General features: G+C 69.5%; 19 protein-coding genes. 9 read left to right on the top strand and 10 right to left on the bottom strand.

The features are described from left to right. Positions 1-71: 71 nt before the first annotated feature. From ACWDS7_RS13210 to ACWDS7_RS13200, 3 genes are read left to right on the top strand one after another with little or no spacing between them, the layout of a single operon-like run. Positions 72-569 carry a YbaB/EbfC family nucleoid-associated protein gene (locus ACWDS7_RS13210; protein WP_451929464.1) on the top strand — a complete coding sequence of 166 codons (498 nt, stop codon included), beginning with the start codon at positions 72-74 and terminating at the stop codon, positions 567-569. A 13-nt stretch (positions 570-582) separates the two neighbouring features. Next, a complete protein-coding gene (locus tag ACWDS7_RS13205) occupies positions 583-1,656 on the top strand; it encodes a scabin-related ADP-ribosyltransferase (RefSeq protein ID WP_451929463.1) in 1,074 nt (357 codons plus the stop codon). A gap of 14 nt (positions 1,657-1,670) precedes the next feature. After that, positions 1,671-2,231: a type VII secretion system-associated protein gene (locus tag ACWDS7_RS13200; protein WP_451929462.1), complete on the top strand. Its 561-nt coding sequence runs from the start codon at positions 1,671-1,673 to the stop codon at positions 2,229-2,231. Positions 2,232-2,281: 50 nt separating this feature from the next. Here ACWDS7_RS13200 and ACWDS7_RS13195 read toward each other — a convergent pair whose 3' ends face one another. The 7 genes from ACWDS7_RS13195 to ACWDS7_RS13165 form a co-directional block, all read right to left on the bottom strand. Next, a complete protein-coding gene (locus ACWDS7_RS13195) occupies positions 2,282-2,620 on the bottom strand; it encodes a hypothetical protein (RefSeq protein ID WP_451929461.1) in 339 nt (112 codons plus the stop codon). Continuing rightward, complete coding sequence (locus tag ACWDS7_RS13190; RefSeq protein WP_451929460.1) at positions 2,617-3,027, bottom strand: YbaB/EbfC family nucleoid-associated protein; 411 nt, start codon at positions 3,025-3,027, stop codon at positions 2,617-2,619. Before ACWDS7_RS13190 ends, ACWDS7_RS13195 begins: the two co-directional genes overlap by 4 nt. Positions 3,028-3,037: 10 nt before the next feature. Continuing rightward, positions 3,038-5,026 (bottom strand): hypothetical protein, encoded by a 1,989-nt coding sequence (locus ACWDS7_RS13185; RefSeq protein ID WP_451929459.1) that lies wholly within the window; start codon positions 5,024-5,026, stop codon positions 3,038-3,040. Continuing rightward, positions 5,023-6,561 carry a WXG100 family type VII secretion target gene (locus tag ACWDS7_RS13180; RefSeq protein WP_451929458.1) on the bottom strand — a complete coding sequence of 513 codons (1,539 nt, stop codon included), beginning with the start codon at positions 6,559-6,561 and terminating at the stop codon, positions 5,023-5,025. The genes ACWDS7_RS13185 and ACWDS7_RS13180 overlap by 4 nt, the downstream gene beginning before the upstream one ends. 68 nt (positions 6,562-6,629) lie before the next feature. Next, a complete protein-coding gene (locus ACWDS7_RS13175; RefSeq protein ID WP_451929457.1) occupies positions 6,630-6,989 on the bottom strand; it encodes a hypothetical protein in 360 nt (119 codons plus the stop codon). Between the two features lie 81 nt (positions 6,990-7,070). Continuing rightward, entirely contained in the window at positions 7,071-7,376 is a 306-nt protein-coding gene (locus tag ACWDS7_RS13170; protein ID WP_306864836.1) for a WXG100 family type VII secretion target, read from the bottom strand. 38 nt (positions 7,377-7,414) lie between these two features. After that, positions 7,415-7,753: a WXG100 family type VII secretion target gene (locus ACWDS7_RS13165; RefSeq protein WP_451929456.1), complete on the bottom strand. Its 339-nt coding sequence runs from the start codon at positions 7,751-7,753 to the stop codon at positions 7,415-7,417. Positions 7,754-8,076: 323 nt separating this feature from the next. On the opposite strand from ACWDS7_RS13165, the gene ACWDS7_RS13160 reads away from it, so the two are divergent. Both ACWDS7_RS13160 and ACWDS7_RS13155 read left to right on the top strand, forming a co-directional pair. Then, entirely contained in the window at positions 8,077-9,255 is a 1,179-nt protein-coding gene (locus ACWDS7_RS13160) for a hypothetical protein (protein ID WP_451929455.1), read from the top strand. 13 nt (positions 9,256-9,268) lie between these two features. Continuing rightward, positions 9,269-10,132 carry a hypothetical protein gene (locus ACWDS7_RS13155; protein ID WP_451929454.1) on the top strand — a complete coding sequence of 288 codons (864 nt, stop codon included), beginning with the start codon at positions 9,269-9,271 and terminating at the stop codon, positions 10,130-10,132. A 63-nt stretch (positions 10,133-10,195) separates the two neighbouring features. On the opposite strand, the gene ACWDS7_RS13150 is transcribed toward ACWDS7_RS13155, so the two are convergent. Together ACWDS7_RS13150 and ACWDS7_RS13145 are read right to left on the bottom strand one after the other, a co-directional pair. Beyond that, on the bottom strand, positions 10,196-10,981 hold the full coding sequence (locus ACWDS7_RS13150; protein WP_451929453.1) for a hypothetical protein: 786 nt from the start codon (positions 10,979-10,981) through the stop codon (positions 10,196-10,198). Between the two features lie 24 nt (positions 10,982-11,005). Beyond that, the gene (locus ACWDS7_RS13145) at positions 11,006-11,305 is read right to left on the bottom strand and encodes a hypothetical protein (RefSeq protein ID WP_451929452.1); all 300 of its coding nucleotides are present in this window, start codon (positions 11,303-11,305) and stop codon (positions 11,006-11,008) included. A gap of 159 nt (positions 11,306-11,464) precedes the next feature. On the opposite strand from ACWDS7_RS13145, the gene ACWDS7_RS13140 reads away from it, so the two are divergent. Continuing rightward, positions 11,465-11,905 (top strand): YbaB/EbfC family nucleoid-associated protein, encoded by a 441-nt coding sequence (locus ACWDS7_RS13140; RefSeq protein ID WP_451929485.1) that lies wholly within the window; start codon positions 11,465-11,467, stop codon positions 11,903-11,905. Positions 11,906-12,046: 141 nt separating this feature from the next. Here ACWDS7_RS13140 and eccB read toward each other — a convergent pair whose 3' ends face one another. Next, entirely contained in the window at positions 12,047-13,495 is a 1,449-nt protein-coding gene (eccB, locus tag ACWDS7_RS13135; RefSeq protein ID WP_451929451.1) for a type VII secretion protein EccB, read from the bottom strand. 206 nt (positions 13,496-13,701) lie between these two features. Between eccB and ACWDS7_RS13130 the strand changes: the two genes are divergently transcribed. The 3 genes from ACWDS7_RS13130 to ACWDS7_RS13120 are packed head-to-tail and all read left to right on the top strand — an operon-like array spanning position 13,702 to position 15,251. After that, positions 13,702-14,004 carry a hypothetical protein gene (locus ACWDS7_RS13130; RefSeq protein ID WP_451929450.1) on the top strand — a complete coding sequence of 101 codons (303 nt, stop codon included), beginning with the start codon at positions 13,702-13,704 and terminating at the stop codon, positions 14,002-14,004. A 15-nt stretch (positions 14,005-14,019) separates the two neighbouring features. Next, positions 14,020-14,832, top strand: a complete 813-nt coding sequence (locus ACWDS7_RS13125; RefSeq protein WP_306864855.1) for a hypothetical protein — start codon at positions 14,020-14,022, stop codon at positions 14,830-14,832. Then, the gene (locus tag ACWDS7_RS13120; protein ID WP_451929449.1) at positions 14,832-15,251 is read left to right on the top strand and encodes a YbaB/EbfC family nucleoid-associated protein; all 420 of its coding nucleotides are present in this window, start codon (positions 14,832-14,834) and stop codon (positions 15,249-15,251) included. The genes ACWDS7_RS13125 and ACWDS7_RS13120 overlap by 1 nt, the downstream gene beginning before the upstream one ends. Positions 15,252-15,456 lie beyond the last annotated feature (205 nt).

Here is a 15,456-nt window from a genome sequence, read left to right as displayed (position 1 = left end):
GCCGGAGAGATCACCAGGTCGGTGTCCCGGAAGTACGGGAATCGGTTAGGTTGTTGCGGAAGTGGCTGGATGTGCCTTCCGGTACGTACGTGGCCGACCTGACCGCGGTGGAAATGGAGCAGCCGGTGGCGGAGCTCGGAGATTTCGCGAACGTCGACATCCACAAGGTCCTGCGGGACACCGAGGCGCACTTCGCCCGGTTCGAGGAGGTCCGGAAGTCCCTGACCACGGTGGTCGGGCGGGCGCGTGACGAGGACGGGCTGGTCACCGTGGAGTACTCGGGCGACGGGCTGCGCGAGCTGGAGCTCAATCCCAAGGCGATGCGCCTGAGCTCGGGCGAGCTCGCCGAGAAGATCAAGGAAGTCATCCGTGACGCGGCCCGTGACCTCCAGGAGCGGGTCGGCCAGGTCATGGAGGAGGCCTTCGGGGAGGAGGCCAATCCCATGAGATACGTCAACGACCCCGACGCGGCGCTCAGCCAGGTCAGGGAGGCGGAGGCGGCCTACAACCGGACCTTCGAGGACGCGATGGGCGAGCTCGACCGCATCGCCCGCCGCCTGGACCTCTGAGGCCGTACGTCACTTGGCGCTGCAACCGCCGGCCGAGCTGGCCGCCTTCGCCAACATCGTCGGAGTGCCCTGGCCGGTGTGCGACGAGGACAAGATGCACGAGTCCGGGCAGCAGTGGATCTCGTGCGGGACGACGTTGGCGCGCGCCTCGGCGGCCGCCGACGCGCACGCCGTCCGGACCGTCTCCCGTAACGAGGGCGGCGACGTCAGGGCGTTCGAGCGGGACTGGGAGAAGAACTCGGGCCGCAACGGCGACGCGGTCAGCGCCGCCATGCTCATCGGCTCCGCCCTGCAGATCACGGCCATGGCGGTGCTCGCCCTGAAAGTGGCGCTGATCGTCATCATCGTCCGGTTCGCGGTGAACATGTCCCGGCTCGTCACGGCCGCCGGACCCACCGCGGGAGCCTCTCTCACGGTGATCCCCGCCGTGGTGGGCGGCGCCCGCCTGGCCGTACGGCAGGCCGTCCGCCGGATCGTCGACCTGCTGAAACGGAGCGCGCTCCGGCTGTTCGGACAGGCCTCCAAGCTGCTGCGCAAGTCCTCCGCCCGGCAGCAGGCCGCCCCCGGCCCCCAGCCCCCGAAGCGCCCGCCCACGCCCCTGCGCGGCCCCGACAACTATCTGGAGTCGGCCGTCGACAAGAACGTCGACGTGAAGTCGATCGTCCCGTACCCGATCTGGCGCAGGGACCGCCCACCGGTCTACCGGGCCGACAACAGGCCGCCGGAGGAGGTGTTCGAGCAGGGCTTCCACCCGCGGGACACCTCCATGACCAATCTGGACGACTACGTCAACAGAAACCGGCCCTCCGCCTTCGTGGGCACCAGCACGCGCCAGGACATCGACAACGTCCTCCCGAGGCGCTACGTCTACGAGGTGGACGCCCCCGGCGGGATCGACGTCCGTGACACCTTCTCCACTTACGGCAGCAACGGCGCCCGCCTGTACCACGAGCAGGAGATCGCCTTCCCCGGAGGCGTGCACCGGCGGTACATCTCCGGTGCCTGGCCGGAGGGGGTGCCCAAAACGCCGGAGAACTTCATCCCCAATCCGCACTACGACCCTTACCCGGGCTACCCTCGGGCATGACCAGGAGGATCTGAGTGAACGACGCCCCACCGCCCCCGCCGCTCACCGACGAGCTGCGCGAACGGGCGCGGCGCAGCCCCGGGACATGGCTCTACGCGATCGACCCGTTCTTCGACCCCGGGGGCGAGGTGCCGCCGTACGGCGTCGTCGGCGCGTGGCGGGCCGACGAACGCGGCGAGATCACCGGAGAGTTCCGGCGCAATCCGAACTACCGGCCCTCGCCGGTGGCGCTGGGCTACCCCGAGCCGACCGACCCCGTCGACGGCGCCGTCCAGCTCAGCTCGGCCGGCTACGCCACGGGGGAGGAGATCGTCCCGCTGCTCCTGGAGGCCCAGGTGATCGTGGCCGCCGGGCCGGACGGGGGCATCCCCGTGTTCGACACGGGTGAGGGGCGGGCGGCGTTCGCCTACACGGCCCAGGCCCACCTGCCCGGCGAGCTCCCGGAGGGCGCCACGGGCTGGCAGCGGATCCGCGGCGGCGACCTGGCCGGCCTGCTGCCCGCCGGCGTCGGCGTCGTGATCAACCCCACCAGCCCGGCCGGTGTGATACTGCCCCCCGCCGACCTGCGGCGGTAGGCGGGCCCCAGACCCGCTGGACCGGCCCGCGGGTCGGCGGCGGGTGGGCCTCAGGCCTGCTGGACGGCCCGCAGGAGCCGGGCGGTCTCCTCCTCGCTGCGCTGCTCGACCGACCGGTAGTTCACCGATGACGTCTCGACGTTCTCACCCGTCGTCACACGGTGCTCGACCAGTGAGTCGTAGACCTCCAGCGCCTGCCGGGTCACCTCTCGGTAGGCCGCGCCGACCATGCTCCCCAGTTCGTCGTCCCCCCAGGGGTCGCCCTCCCCCTCAAGGTAGGCGCGCAGGGCCCGGACCCCCTCCGCCTGGCTCGCGCCGGCCGCCGAGAGCCCCGTGCCCCCGCTCCGGCGGTCGGCGTGCGAGACGGTCACGCCGTCGCCGGTGCTCAACGCTCCTCCAGGCGCCGCACGGTGAGCTCGATCCCCGAGGCGAACTCCTCCAGACGGCGCACCACGTCGTCGTGGACGCCGTCCAGGCTCTCGGCGAGCGCCGCGGGGTCTACGGCCGTCACCGCGTCCAGGCCGGGCAGGCCCGCACGGAGGTCGTCGAGAGCGGCGTTCACCGCCGTGAGGATCTCCCCCGCGAGATCCTCCGAGGCCATCCGCATGACCCGCGGGTTGAGGTTCAGCTCGCACAGCCGTCCGTCCGGGCCGACCACGGCGCTCACCTGCCCGTCCGCCGCCTGGCCGCTGCCCCGGAGCGGCTGTTCCGCCAGATCCTGAAGGTTCTCCAGCTCCGAGAGCAGCCGCCCGCTGTCGGCCAGCAGATCGCCGAAGAACTGTCCTTCCTGGTGCATCTCGTCCCTGTCAGCAGATCAGGGGAGGGATGGTCTGGTTCTGGGAGGTCCACACGTCGCCCTCCGGGTCGTAGACCGTCCGGTCGCGCTCCTGCACTCCCTCGTCGTGGGCGCCGGCCCCCGGCATGAACGGCATGAACGGCGAGCCCGTCGCGGGCATGCCCGCCCGCAGGACGCCCATCTCCGCCGCCGCGGCCGCCGCGCCGCCCTGGCCGCCGAACATCGTGCCGGGACCGAGGACGGGACGGAGACCGGTCGGGCCGCCTTCCCGGATGGGCGGGATCACCCCGGTGTTGGTCAGTGTGTTGGGACCCGTCCCGGTGTTGGTCAGCGTGTTCGGCCCCGTCTGGCCGTTGAGGTTCGGCCCTCCGGTCCAGGGGTTCTGGTGGGCGTTGGCCAGCTCGGTCTGCTGGGACTGCTGGTCGGTCCCGCCGATGACGGCGGGTGCCTCCGGGCCTGTCCCGTCCTGCCGGCCGTCGTCGGAGCCGTCCTGACCGCCCGAGCCGTCCTGGCCGCCCGAGCCGTCCTGACCACCGGAGCCGCCATCCTGGCCACCGGATCCGTCGGAGCCGTCCTGGCCGCCGGAGCCGCCGTCCTGACCACCGGACCCGCCCGAGCCACCGGACCCACTGGACCCGCCCGAGCCACCGGACCCACCGGACCCGCCCGAGCCACCGGACCCACTGGACCCGCCCGAGCCACCGGACCCACCGGACCCGCCCGAGCCACCGGACCCACCGGATCCGCCCGAGCCACCGGACCCACCCGAGCCACCGGAGCCGCCCGACCCGCCGGACTGGCCGCCCGAGCTACCGGAGCCGCCGTTCCACACCCCGCCCGAATCCTTGTCGGTCGGGCTCACGTCGCCCACGGTGATCGGCTTCTGCTGGGTCTTCGGGGCGAACTCGACCGGATCGATGGCGGGGAGATCGAAGGCCAGCCCCTCGGAGATCGACTGGTTGATCGTGTTGATCTCCTCGTTGAACTTGCGCAGGTGGGCCCGGGCCGGCTCGTTCGGGTCCGGCTGCAGGAGGAGGGACGGCGGCGTGTACGGGGAGGGGGTGGTGCCGGAGGGGGTGCTGCTGGTGTTCGGCGTGGGGAGGGCGTACGGCGGGTCGGTCTTCAGACCGGGGGTGCTGTTCAGATTGGGAGTCAGGAGCAGGGGCGGGACGGTGTCGCGGTAGTGCTTGAGCCGGCCGGCGTACCAGGACAGCGCCACACCGGTACCCAGCATCGCCTCGCCGAGCGCTCCCGCCGTGCCGTGGAGCCTATGGAGCACGGCCTGCACATTGGCCGAGCCCTTGCCGTTCCACGCCTCCGAAAGCTCCTTGGCGTTCTTGCTGATCGCGGCCTGGATCCCCAGCTCGCCGCCGCCGTTGCCGCCCGACTTGCCGCCGAGCATTTCCGCGGCGGTGCGGAAGGTCTGCCCGGCCCGCTCCAGCCGATCCGGATCGGTGGCCTGGAGCTTGGCCTCGATCTGAGCCCTGGTCAGCTGCCCCTCGTCGATGCCGTAAAGAGCCGAGTAGACCCTGAGCGGTTCCCAGCCGCGCGCGCTCGCGGCGGCGGTACCGCCGCCCTGGCCTCCCGTGCTGTCGCCGCCATGGGCCTTCTCGTAGTTGCCGACGGCCTTCTCGACCGCGGCGACCAGGGCCTCGTAGTGCTCGACCAGCTTGTAGTACTTGCCGCTCAGCACCTTGTAGCTCTGGGCGATGTTCTGGCCGAAGTATTCGGCCGTCTGCCATTTTCCGGTGTCGGAGGGGCCCACGTTGCCCAGCCCGGAGACCTCGCCGAGGGTGCCGGGGCCGCTCCAGGTGGCGCTCATCGACGCCGGGCTCTGGCCGTGCAGCGCGTCGAGCTCGCTCCGCAGCGCCTTGGCGATCTGCCTGATCCGCTCGTGGTCGGCCTTGATGTCGGCGCCGCTCGCCTCCACGAGCCCGGGCCAGCTCTTCGCGAGCTCCAGCTCGGGAGGCGGGTCGCCGAAATCGTCATTCTTGCTCATGTCTTACCTTTCGCAGCCCCGTTGATGAAGGGCGACGTCACGGGCTTGTCACTCATGAAGAGGTCCTCGTCCTCCAGCATCCAGGTGGTCCGCGAGCGCTCCTCGCTGTCCTCGTCCGCCTTGGATGCGCCGTGCGGGACGACGGGCATCGTCGATCCGGTGCCCGCGCCGAGGGCGCGCGCGCCGCTCATGCCCCTGGCGTCGGCTCCCGCCCCGCCGGCTCCGTGGCCGCCGGCGCCCCCCGGCGGGAAGGATCCGACGCCCGTGACGGTGTTCGCCGAACCGTTGCCCGAGGAGCCCTGCTGGCCGGTGCCGCCCAGCAGGTTCTGCCGGCCCGCGTCGCCCAGCTGGCCCTGCTGGCCGGCGAGGTCGTTGAGCTGCGCGTTGTAGCCGGCCAGCTTGGTGTCCTGCCCGGGGTCCCCACCCGGACGGGTGCCGTTCCCGCCCGTGCCGCCGGTCCCCGGGCCGCCGGGGTATCCGCCGTCCGCGCCGGGGCCGTTCTGGCCGGGGTCGTTCCAGCCGGGCCCGTTCCCGGTGGGGTCGTCCCAGCCGGGCCCGTTCTGGCCGGGCCCGTTCCCGTCCGGGCCGTTCCAGCCCGGCAGGCCGCCGCCGGGCAGCCCACCGCCGGGCAGGTCGCCTCCCGGGACGCCGGGGCCGCCGTCCAGCCCGCCCGGCCCGGAGCCCGGCGGGAGGCCGTTCATGGTGAAGGCCGGGACATACGGCTGTCCGCCGCCCGGGGGGTAGGAGCCGGTGCCGTTGGGTCCGTACTTGTCCCCGGTGGGCGTGATGGGCGGGATGGTGAGGTCGGGCGGGGTGAATTCCGGGATGTCGGTCTTGACCGAGACCGGGAAGGCCTCGTTGACCTGGTCCGTGGCCGCGGTCAGCTTCTTCAGGTGTTCCTTGGCGGCCTTCAGGTCCTGCTCGGCCTTCGAGTCGCCGAACATGTTCTGGAAGGGCCCGTCGGTGAACAGCGACGTGACGCCGCCGATGACCGTGCCGCCGACGGCGCCGATGACCGCCCCGGGCACGGCGCCGACCCCGCCGACGAAGAACCCCACTCCGGCGCCGGCGCCGGCGCCGGCCATCCCGCCCTGGAAGGCGCCTTCGAGGAAGGAGACGTCCTTATCCGCTTTATCCGGTATGTGATCGCCCCTGAACGCCCTCAGGGTGGTGCTGTACATCTCCATGGCCGGGGCGATGCCCCGGGGGGCGAAGGGCCCCATCTTCCCGGGGGGATTGGGCGCCACGACCGTGTCGACCACGTTCTGCGCCGACTCGCGGATCCGCCGGAGCTGGGCCTTGACCACCTTGGCGTCCTCGCCGGCGGTCCAGTGCTCGTCGAAGGCCTTGAGGTGCCGATCGAGGGACTCGATGAGGGTCTTCAGGTTGGCCATCGCCGTCCTGAACTCTCCCGCCGCGCTCTCGATCAGCTCAGGTTTGGCGTTGCCGAGCGCGGACTTCAGCGTGTCCAGCGTGACGCCGTCGAATTCGGAGGTGTCGATCTTCTGCTTGATCGGCAGTTCTTTGGCGGCCACGGTGCCTCACCCGTCCCCTCGGACCGGCATGATGCCTGTCCCGTCGTGCATGAGCAGTCCCGCGCCTGTCAGACCTGGGCCTGTCCGGCGTGCTCGGTCCCGGCCTTTTCGGCGGTCTCAAGGCGCGTGAGCGCCACCTTGAGCAGTCCGATCGCGTTCGTGAGCTGCGTCGTGATCTCCACGTAGGAGTTGCCGACCGCGCTCCCGGCGTTGCGCACGCTCGTCTGGAAGCCCTGGGCGGCGGGCCAGAAACCGCCGATCGCCGTGGGGTCCTGGAGCAGTTGCTGGATGGGCCCGCTCTGGGAGAAGACGGGGGTCGCCTTACGGTCCTTCGGATCGGGACTGAGTATCTTGAGCACTTCCTCGAGGTCGGTCTTGGCGTCCTTGACGGCCTTGTGGGTGACCTCGATCCCACCATCGCGACCCATGTCTAAACTCCCCGTTCATGGTCACGCCCCATGCCCTCCCAGCCTTCGGCGGCCGAGAGGGCTGCACGGATGTGCCTTCGATCACTTGCCGTCGAACATGGCGGCGTTGATCCGCTCGACGTCCTGCATGTTCATCCGGGTGATGGTGATGTTCTTGGCCATCAGCGACACGATGTCCGACAGGCCCTTGGCCTCGGTCTGCCAGAGCGTCCGCGTGGTGTTGAAGGCCTCCTGCGCGGAGCCCTGCCAGATCGCGGTCTTCTGGAGGAGCTTGGTCTCCAGGTCCTCCAACTCGCCGACGAGGCTGTTGAAGGCCGACTGGAAGGCGCCCTCACCGGTCTCCAGGCCGCCGAAGTTGACCTTTGTAACGTCGAAATCAACCATCATGGTCTCCGTTCGTCATCGAAGAGCAGTCGGGGAGGTGTTCACTTGCCGTACTGAGCGGGGGCCGCGGCGTTGATGAGCGCCTCGATCTGGTTGATCGCCTGCTCCCGCTCCTGGTTGAACGCCGCGTAGTTCTTGTTGTTCGACCCGATGTTCTCCGCGAGAGTCTGGAGACTGCCCAGGATGACGTCGATGCGCTGGTGCCACAGCCGGTGGACCTTGTCGAACGCCGCGTGCGACTGGCCCACCCAGTTGACCTTGAGCTCGGCGCCCGCCGTGTCAAGCTTCTTCTGGATGTCGCGGATCCGCCCTGCGGACTCCTCGATCCAGTTGATGGCCGCCACCAGGTCGGCTTCGCTTACCTGTGTCTGCTGCGCCACGGTCACCTCCACGTGATCTGCTCGCACTCGCCCGCCCCCGGATGGTCAGGCGATGACGACGAAAAACCACAGTAGCGATCAAGTGTCACAGCAACACCGGCCGATCAAGTTAACATTTGATTACAATTGCATATATATCCGATATATGTGTAATCCGTAAGGTGATGGTGACTTACATGGACTTATATGAGTTATGTCCCACATAGAGCCTTAAGTCCATATTTGGTAGCTGGTCGCCCTGTACGGCCTCCGAAAGGCTGACGTAGTCTGCGTGATCGACGCGATCAGCTTTCGCGGGGCCCGTCCCCGTGGTGGAGGGCACTGTGACCGACTCCTCCGGCTCCTCGGGAGCCACCCCCTCCGGCTCCTCCGGAGCCAACCCCTACGGCGCCTACGGCCTGCCGAACGCGAACACGAAACCCGGTGTCGTGGACCCGCGCATGATGGACCCCGGGTTCAAGATGGAGCACGACAGGGTCATCGGTCTTGGCGACAGCATGGGTAAACGCGCTCCGGTCATGACGGAGCTCAGCGGCAGGACCAGGGCCATCGACATGCACGTGCTCACCTTCGGCGTCATCGGCGGAGGTCTGAACGTGGCGCACCGCGAGGTGCGTGACAGCGCCGCCGACGCCCTGACGAAGGCCAAGGATGTGCTGGAGTCCTGGAAGAAGGCCCTCGACGGCGTGGTGGCGAACGCCAAGGAGGCCCACAAGGCCAGTTCCGCGGCGCCGCCGGAGGAGAAGGGCGGTCCCGAGCTCCCCACCGGGGGCATCAAGCCTGCGAAATTCGATCCGAAGGACCTGGGCGACCCCAAGTTCGGCGATCTTCCGAAGTCTCCGAGTGAGGATGACCTGCTGAAGCCTCTGGATGATCTGAAGAAGCCTCCGTATGACGATGGTCTGGATGATCTGAAGAAGCCTCCGTATGACGATGGCCTGGATGATCTGAAGAAGCCTCCGTATGACGATGGCCTGGACGATCTGAAGAAGCCTCCGTATGACGACGACCTGCCGAAGCCTCCGAGCGAGGACGACCTGCCCAAGCCTCCAGGTGCCGGTGACCTGCCCAAGACCCCGAACTTCGACGACGGCACGCAGGGCAGGAACGGGCTGGACGACCCGCTCAAGACCCAGCTCGCCGGATACGACCCCAAGCAGTCGATCGCGGACGCCCTGGCCAACACGCCGAGGACACCGAACATCTCGGACCTGAGGGCGCCGGGGACGGACGGCTCGTCCACCGGGGGCCTGGGCACGGGCAACCGCGCCGGCGTCGGATCCTTCGCCGGGGGGGTGAACGCCGGCCCGGGCGCCGGCGCGGGTCTGGGGCGCGGTCTGGGCGCCGGTCTGGGTGCCGGCGGCATGCCGATGATGCCGATGGCCCCGATGGCCGGCGGAATGGGCGAGGGGGACAAGGACCGTGACCGTTCCACCTGGCTCTCGGAGGACGAGAGCGTCTGGGGTGGCGACGGCGACGTCGCACCCGCGGTGATCGAGTAGGGGAGAGACATCCATGGGGAAGTACGACTCAGCTCCGGCCATGTACATAGGCGCCACCGCCCTGGCCGGGATGGCCGCGGTCGTCATCCCGTACGCGCGGCCCATCACGTTCCTGATGGGGCTGATGGGCGGCGACTCGCCCGAGATGGAGCGGGCCGCGGCGCAGTGGAACGACAAGTCGCCCGTCCACATCCAGCCGCTCGCCAGCCCTGCCTCCCTCTTCCTCAAGCCCGGCGCCAAGCCCGATCCCAAGCCCGCGGAGGTGCGCCCCCCGATGATCGACCCGGTCCAGGCCGCGGGCGGTGACATCGCCCTCCTCCGGCAGGAGATGGGGCGGCTCGTGAGGGAGATCGGCAACAACAAGCAGTGGGTGGGTACCTCCTACGACACGTTCGTGAAGACCTTCAACGAGTTCGACACCAACCTCGCGCTGTTCGAGAGCCGACGCAAGGGCGTGGGAGGCAGCCTCGACGTGGCGGCGGAGGTCTACTTCTGGGGTGCGGTCGTCTGCCAGGGCATAGCGACGGTTCTGGCGGGGCTCGCGACGTATGTTTCGCTGGCCCGCGCCACCGCCGCCTTCGCGGCGACCGCCGAGGGCCAGGCGCTGGGCATCACGCTCAGGCTCGGGGCCACCATGCAGCGGATCGTGGACGCGCACACGAAGGGCGTCTGGAGGATCACCGGGATCGTCAGCGCCATAGCCGTCCTCTACAACCAGCAGAGCCAGTCACTGCCCGGTGTGGCCGCCGTCCAGGGGAAGACCCCCGAGTTCACCCAGGCCCTCAACTACGATCCGAGCACCGGAGGGCTGACCGCCCCCCTGCCCAAGACGCCCGAGGTGAAGATGCCGTCGCTGCTTCCGGACTTCGGCTGGTGACACCCGCTCGGGGCGGCCCGCCGAGTGGCCGCCCCGAGCCGGCCGCGGGCCGGCGGGCGGGGGTCAGCGGCCGCCGGCGGGCGTGGTCGGGGGCGTGCTCGGGGGTGTGGTCGGAGGCGTGCTCGGGGGTGTGGCCGGGGGCGTGGTCGGAGGCGTGGCCGGGGGTGCCTGGTACGGCGCGGGGACGTCGCGCTTGGGGGCCACCCACTGGGAGGGCGGAAGCGTCGAGATCACGGCCTGCCTGAAGTCGATCTTGAGGCCGTCGGTGGGCTTGATGTTGAACAGGTCGCTCATCGACTTGAGAAGATTGACCAGGGTGTCGCCCGACAGCTGGAGATGGGTCACCAGGAGCCCCGACATCTTGGCGAGAAGGATCTTCTCGGTGATGGCGAGCTTGGTCATCATCAGCCTCGCCTGGAGTCCCCACGGCGTGGCCGCCAGCGCGGTGGTGGTCATGGCGAAGAGGAGGGCCACGCCGGCGATCTTGACGACTCCCAGCCAGTAGTCGTAGTAGGCGCCGCGTACTTTGTCGAGCTGGCCCTCCATGTTGTAACAGATGCCGCTGAGCCGCTGCAGCTCGCCGCCGAACACCGCGGTCGCGTGCAGGAAGGACTCGGCGTCGTCGGCGATCCAGTTCCCGCGGGACAGGAAGACCGCGTTGCCGACCATGCTGGGGTACTTCACCTCGAGATCCTTGGCCAGGCCGTTCCAGTTGGCCTTGGCGTCACCCATGCCCGGGACGTTCGCCAGCGCCGGGGTGACGATGGCCACCGCGAACCAGAGGCGGGGGTCCAGCTTGGCGGCGGCCTTGAGTCTCTCGATGGCCACTGTGGCCAGGGGGAAGGACATCTGTCCCCTCCTTCTTCCCGGTCGTCACCGGTAGACGACGGTGTTGGCGTCCTCGGCGTCGCGCCAGTTCTTCTTGATGGTCTCCAGCGCGGAGATCCAGGCGTCGACGGTGGTGACGGCGTCATCGACCATCTGCTTGATGTCGTCCTGCGTCTGGGCGTATTTACTGCCCATCAACATGCCGAGCAGCCCGAACCCTGGAAAGCCCACATCGGTGGAGTCGATGTCCTTCTTGAGCTCATGGAGTCCCGGGATGACCCGCTCGCCGAGGTTCCGCTGGATGTTCGCGATGGCGGAGGAAGTGACGTACTTGTCCTGGGCCATGGGGTGACGATCCTCCGGTCCGTATCACTGAACGTTTTGCCCGGTGTTGCTTATTAATGGTGTGCTGTTAACGCTGTCGGGACACTATCGGTTAATTTCTTCCATGTCAGGAGTGGTTTGAGTTACTTTTGATCACACACGGTTCGGTTGGGGGCGCGGATGTTTGATCCCGATAATTTTGATCTGGAAAGTCTGGAAAGAATCGGGAAGGAAGCCGAGAAGGCGATGGAGCGTCTCGCCGACGTCCAGCAGGAGCTCGGGGAGATCCGCGGCACGGGGACGGGCGCCAACGGCCTGATCAGTGTGATCATCGACGGGTCCGGCCACGTGGAGAAGATCGAGCTCAACGCGCGCGTGATGCGCCTGGACAGCCATGAGCTGGCCGACGAGCTGACGAAGGCCTTCCGCCAGGCTCAGGAGGACGGCGAGCGTCAGACCCGCGAACTGCTGAGCGGTGCGCTGGGGGAGGACATGCCACTCCCGCAGGGGCCGATCGACTTCACCAAGACGGAAGATCAGTTGTCGCAGGCGTACGAGAGCTTCGCCCGGTCGATGGACGAGCGCATGGGCGGGCCCACGCGACGGTCGGACCGCGGCTGAGCGGCCGCCCGGCCTGAGATCCGGTGCCCGCCCCGCCCTGTCCGGGACGGAGCCGGGCACCGGGGAGCCAGGGGCGGGCACCGGAACGCGGGCCCGCCCATCACCGGTCCACGGGTCCGTGCCCGCCCGGTGGGGCTGTCCCTACGCCCCCGGGGAGCGGACCGGCGCCGGCTGGCTGACCTGGATGGGTGTCCTCGCGGCCGCCGGGTCGAGCACCGGGCCCTCGGGGATCAGCCGCACCAGATGCGCCGGCAGCGGGGCGACCTCCTGCGGGGTGTAGCCGAGGATCGACAGCACGTCCGCGGACGGGACGGAGTGCCGGCGCCCCTGGTCGCTGATCAGGAAGAGCGGCCCGATCGCGTCCATCCTGCCGTTGCCCGGCAGCAGGCCCACCAGGGCGCCGCGGCCCGGCGGGAGCACCACCTGGTCGACCACCTCCTGGTTGAACCAGCCCCTCGGGGGCGGCGGGATCCGCGCCGTGCTGCCCACCGTCAGCACCGCCCGGGCCGAACCACGCTCGGTGTTGGCGTAGACAGCGCAGAGCGGGCTCGTCGGCGGCGCCGTGGTGAGCTTCGGCATGGTCGGGGGGAGCTCCTCGCCGCCCAGCTTGGTGGCTGAGTGCTTCATCCCGTTCGCTTCCGCGGGGGCCAGGTCCGCAGGCAGCGGCTTCATACGGCCGTACGCCTTCTTGATGGCGGGGTCCCCCAGCAGCAGGGCGGCCTGGGTGGGAGTGAGGTCCGCCAGGCCGTCGGCGAGCAGGACGTACCACTTCGGGGCCCCGCCGGTCATCGACGGCACGGTGTACACCCTGCCGACCGCGGACCTCAGGCCGTCGGGCCCGCGCGCCGCGGTGCCGAGACCCGGGATGGACGGGCTCTGGAAGTCGGGTCCGATGGGCAGCGCGTTGAGCCAGGCGGAGGGGACCTGGCGGGGCTGTTCCTGGGTCAGCGCCGGCATGCTCTTGGCCGGCACCCGCATCCGCTGGTCCGACCAGAGCAGCCAGACCTGGCCGCCCTCCTCGACGACCATGCCCGTGTCCGCCCCGATCGGCCTGCCGCCGATGTCGAGGCCGCCGACCAGTGAGGTGTACGGGCGGCGTTCGCCGTTGGCGTCCACCCCCTCCACCACGCAGGCCGACCAGGGGGTGCGGACCAGACGGTCGTGGGCGGGCAGGGACTTGGGGGCGCCCGGGATGCCCACCAGCGCGCCGCGCGGGAACCCCGCGAGCGAGGCCGCGGTGACCGTGCGGACCTTCACCTCCCCCTCACCCAGCAGCAGCCGGGCGGAGGTCACGTTGTCGACGGGGATCATCTTCCCCTGCGGGGCGCTGTAGACGAAGGTCGCGCCCGACTCCTCCTCCACGATCAGGGTCCCCGGCTGGGTGAGCTTGGTCGCGTTGCCGGGCCACAGCAGCCCCAATATGCCGAAGACGGCCGTCACCAGCACCGCGACCAGCACACTGCCGAACATCGCCACGTTGTGCCTGCGCATCGGCGACTCGGGAAGGTCCGGTTCGCCCTGGAGCAGGGCCATTCCCAGGCGCTGGGTCATCAGCTTGTACGCCTGGTAAAGATCGCGACGGGTCTGCATCCCACCTCCGCCTCGCCGGGTGCGCGGTAGCCCACAGCATAGAAGCGTGATCACCGGACGGCCGCACCGGTGTGACAGGTGAACGGCGGCTGTCCGTGAAGTTTCCGATCATCGAAACCATGCTGAACAGGCCAGATGAGGGCGCGGGACGGCCGGGACGGGGTGATAGGAGATATTCCGGAACGGTTGTTGATCGGGGAGGCCGCATGACTCAGGACAGGTACGTCACGTCGAAGGCGATCCAAGGGATCCGCACGGAGATAGGCGAGGACGTCCTTCCGAAGGTCACGGAGCTGCGCCGGATGGTGGACAGTACCAACCTGGACGGCCTCGGCTGGGGCCTCGTCGGGGAACTGGCGGTCGGGATCCGCTACCGCGACGTGCAGAAGGACGTCAGGGAGAAGTTCATGCAGGCCGTGGATGTGCTGGAGTCCTGGCAGGAGACGCTGGACAACGCCAGGATCAACTGGCGGCGCGCCGAGGACAGCAGCACCGTCGTCTACACGTGACCCGGAAGAGCCGACATGCCGGTACCGCCGGGTAAGAAGCCGAGCCCGCTGACCGCGGGCAAGAGCGCCAGAGGCGTGCTCGTCAACTCCACGAAGGTGCTCAGCAACCTGGAGAAGGGGGCCCGGCTGGCGCCCACGCTCTGGGCGGGCGTGGCGATTGCGACGACCGCGGTCGCCAACGTGCCGGGGATGGCCGACATCTACAACAACTGGGACTCCATCCACGCGCGCCTGGACACCGCCAACAAGAGCTACGCCGCCGCCCTGCTGAACAAGCACAAGGACGGCTGGATCGCCGAGGACCGCGACGCCTTCGACGACGCCGTCCAGCGTTACCAGGAGGCGCTGGAGAGCCTGCGCGCCTACATCAAGACGATCGCCGGGATCGTGGACGAGCTGGGTGACTCCTACCGCGCCTACTGGCTGGCGATCGCCAAGGTCGCCGGGACCCTGCTCTTCCTCGCCTCGATCGCCGCCGCCATGCTCGCGACGCCCTACGCGGGCAACGCCGCGCTCAACCTGCGGATGCTCGGCGTCATGGCCAGCAAGGTCATCGCCGCCTCGACCGCCGCGCTCGGGAAGGTCGTCGCCGCGGGGGCCAGCAGCATGTCGATCTACTTCTCCGGCAAGGCGTGGCTGCAGGCGTTCAACCTGGAGCCCACCGAGAGCGCGAAGATCGACTTCACCCAGGCCAAGATCAATATCAAGGGACTGGCGCCCTTCCAGGAGCCTCCCGTCCAGAAGCCCGGCCAGCAGCCCCAGCTCCCGCCGCACGCGGGCTTCGAATGGCTGTCGCCCAAGAAAGAACTCCCGGAGAAGTACAAGTGATGAACTTCAACGCCGACGACCTGAAGCTGGAGAGCCTGGAGGACCTGGAGGAGGTCGTACGGCGGAGCGAGGAGACGCTGGGCCGGCTCGGCGGCGTCTACGGCGAGCTGGCGGCCGTCACGGGAGAGGGCTTCGGCGCCGACGGCCTGGCCCGGGCCCTGGTGGACGGCACCGGCCGGATCCAGCAGATCACCTTCGACCCGCGCATCACGCGCCTGGACAGCCAGTCGATCGCCGAGGCCGCGACCGAGGCCGTCCGGGCCGCCCAGGACGCCGCCCAGCGCCAGAACGAGGAGTTGCTGAGGGAGGCGACGGGCGGGGAGCCGGTCGCCCTGGACATGGACAGCGCCCGCCGACGGTTCGAGGAGATCGGCGAGGACCTGGCCCGCACCCTGCGCGACCTGAACAGCCAGGGCTGAGCCCGCAGGGCGGAGAGACCCGGCCGGGAGCCGGGACGGACCTGGGGGACGGCCGAGGACTCGGCCGTCCCCCGGATCTCATCCGCAGTTCGCCCAGTCGGAGCTGGTGCTGCCGCCGGGGCCGCCGCCGGAGAAGCGGACGCACTTGCCCTTGGCGGGCAGGATGACCGGGCCCGCGTAGTACTCGAAGTTGCCCCGGTCGGTC

The sequence above is a fragment of the Streptosporangium sp. NPDC003464 genome, from assembly GCF_053588315.1.
Note: the sequence above shows the minus strand (reverse complement) of the source record. Positions and strands in the feature narration are given on the sequence as shown.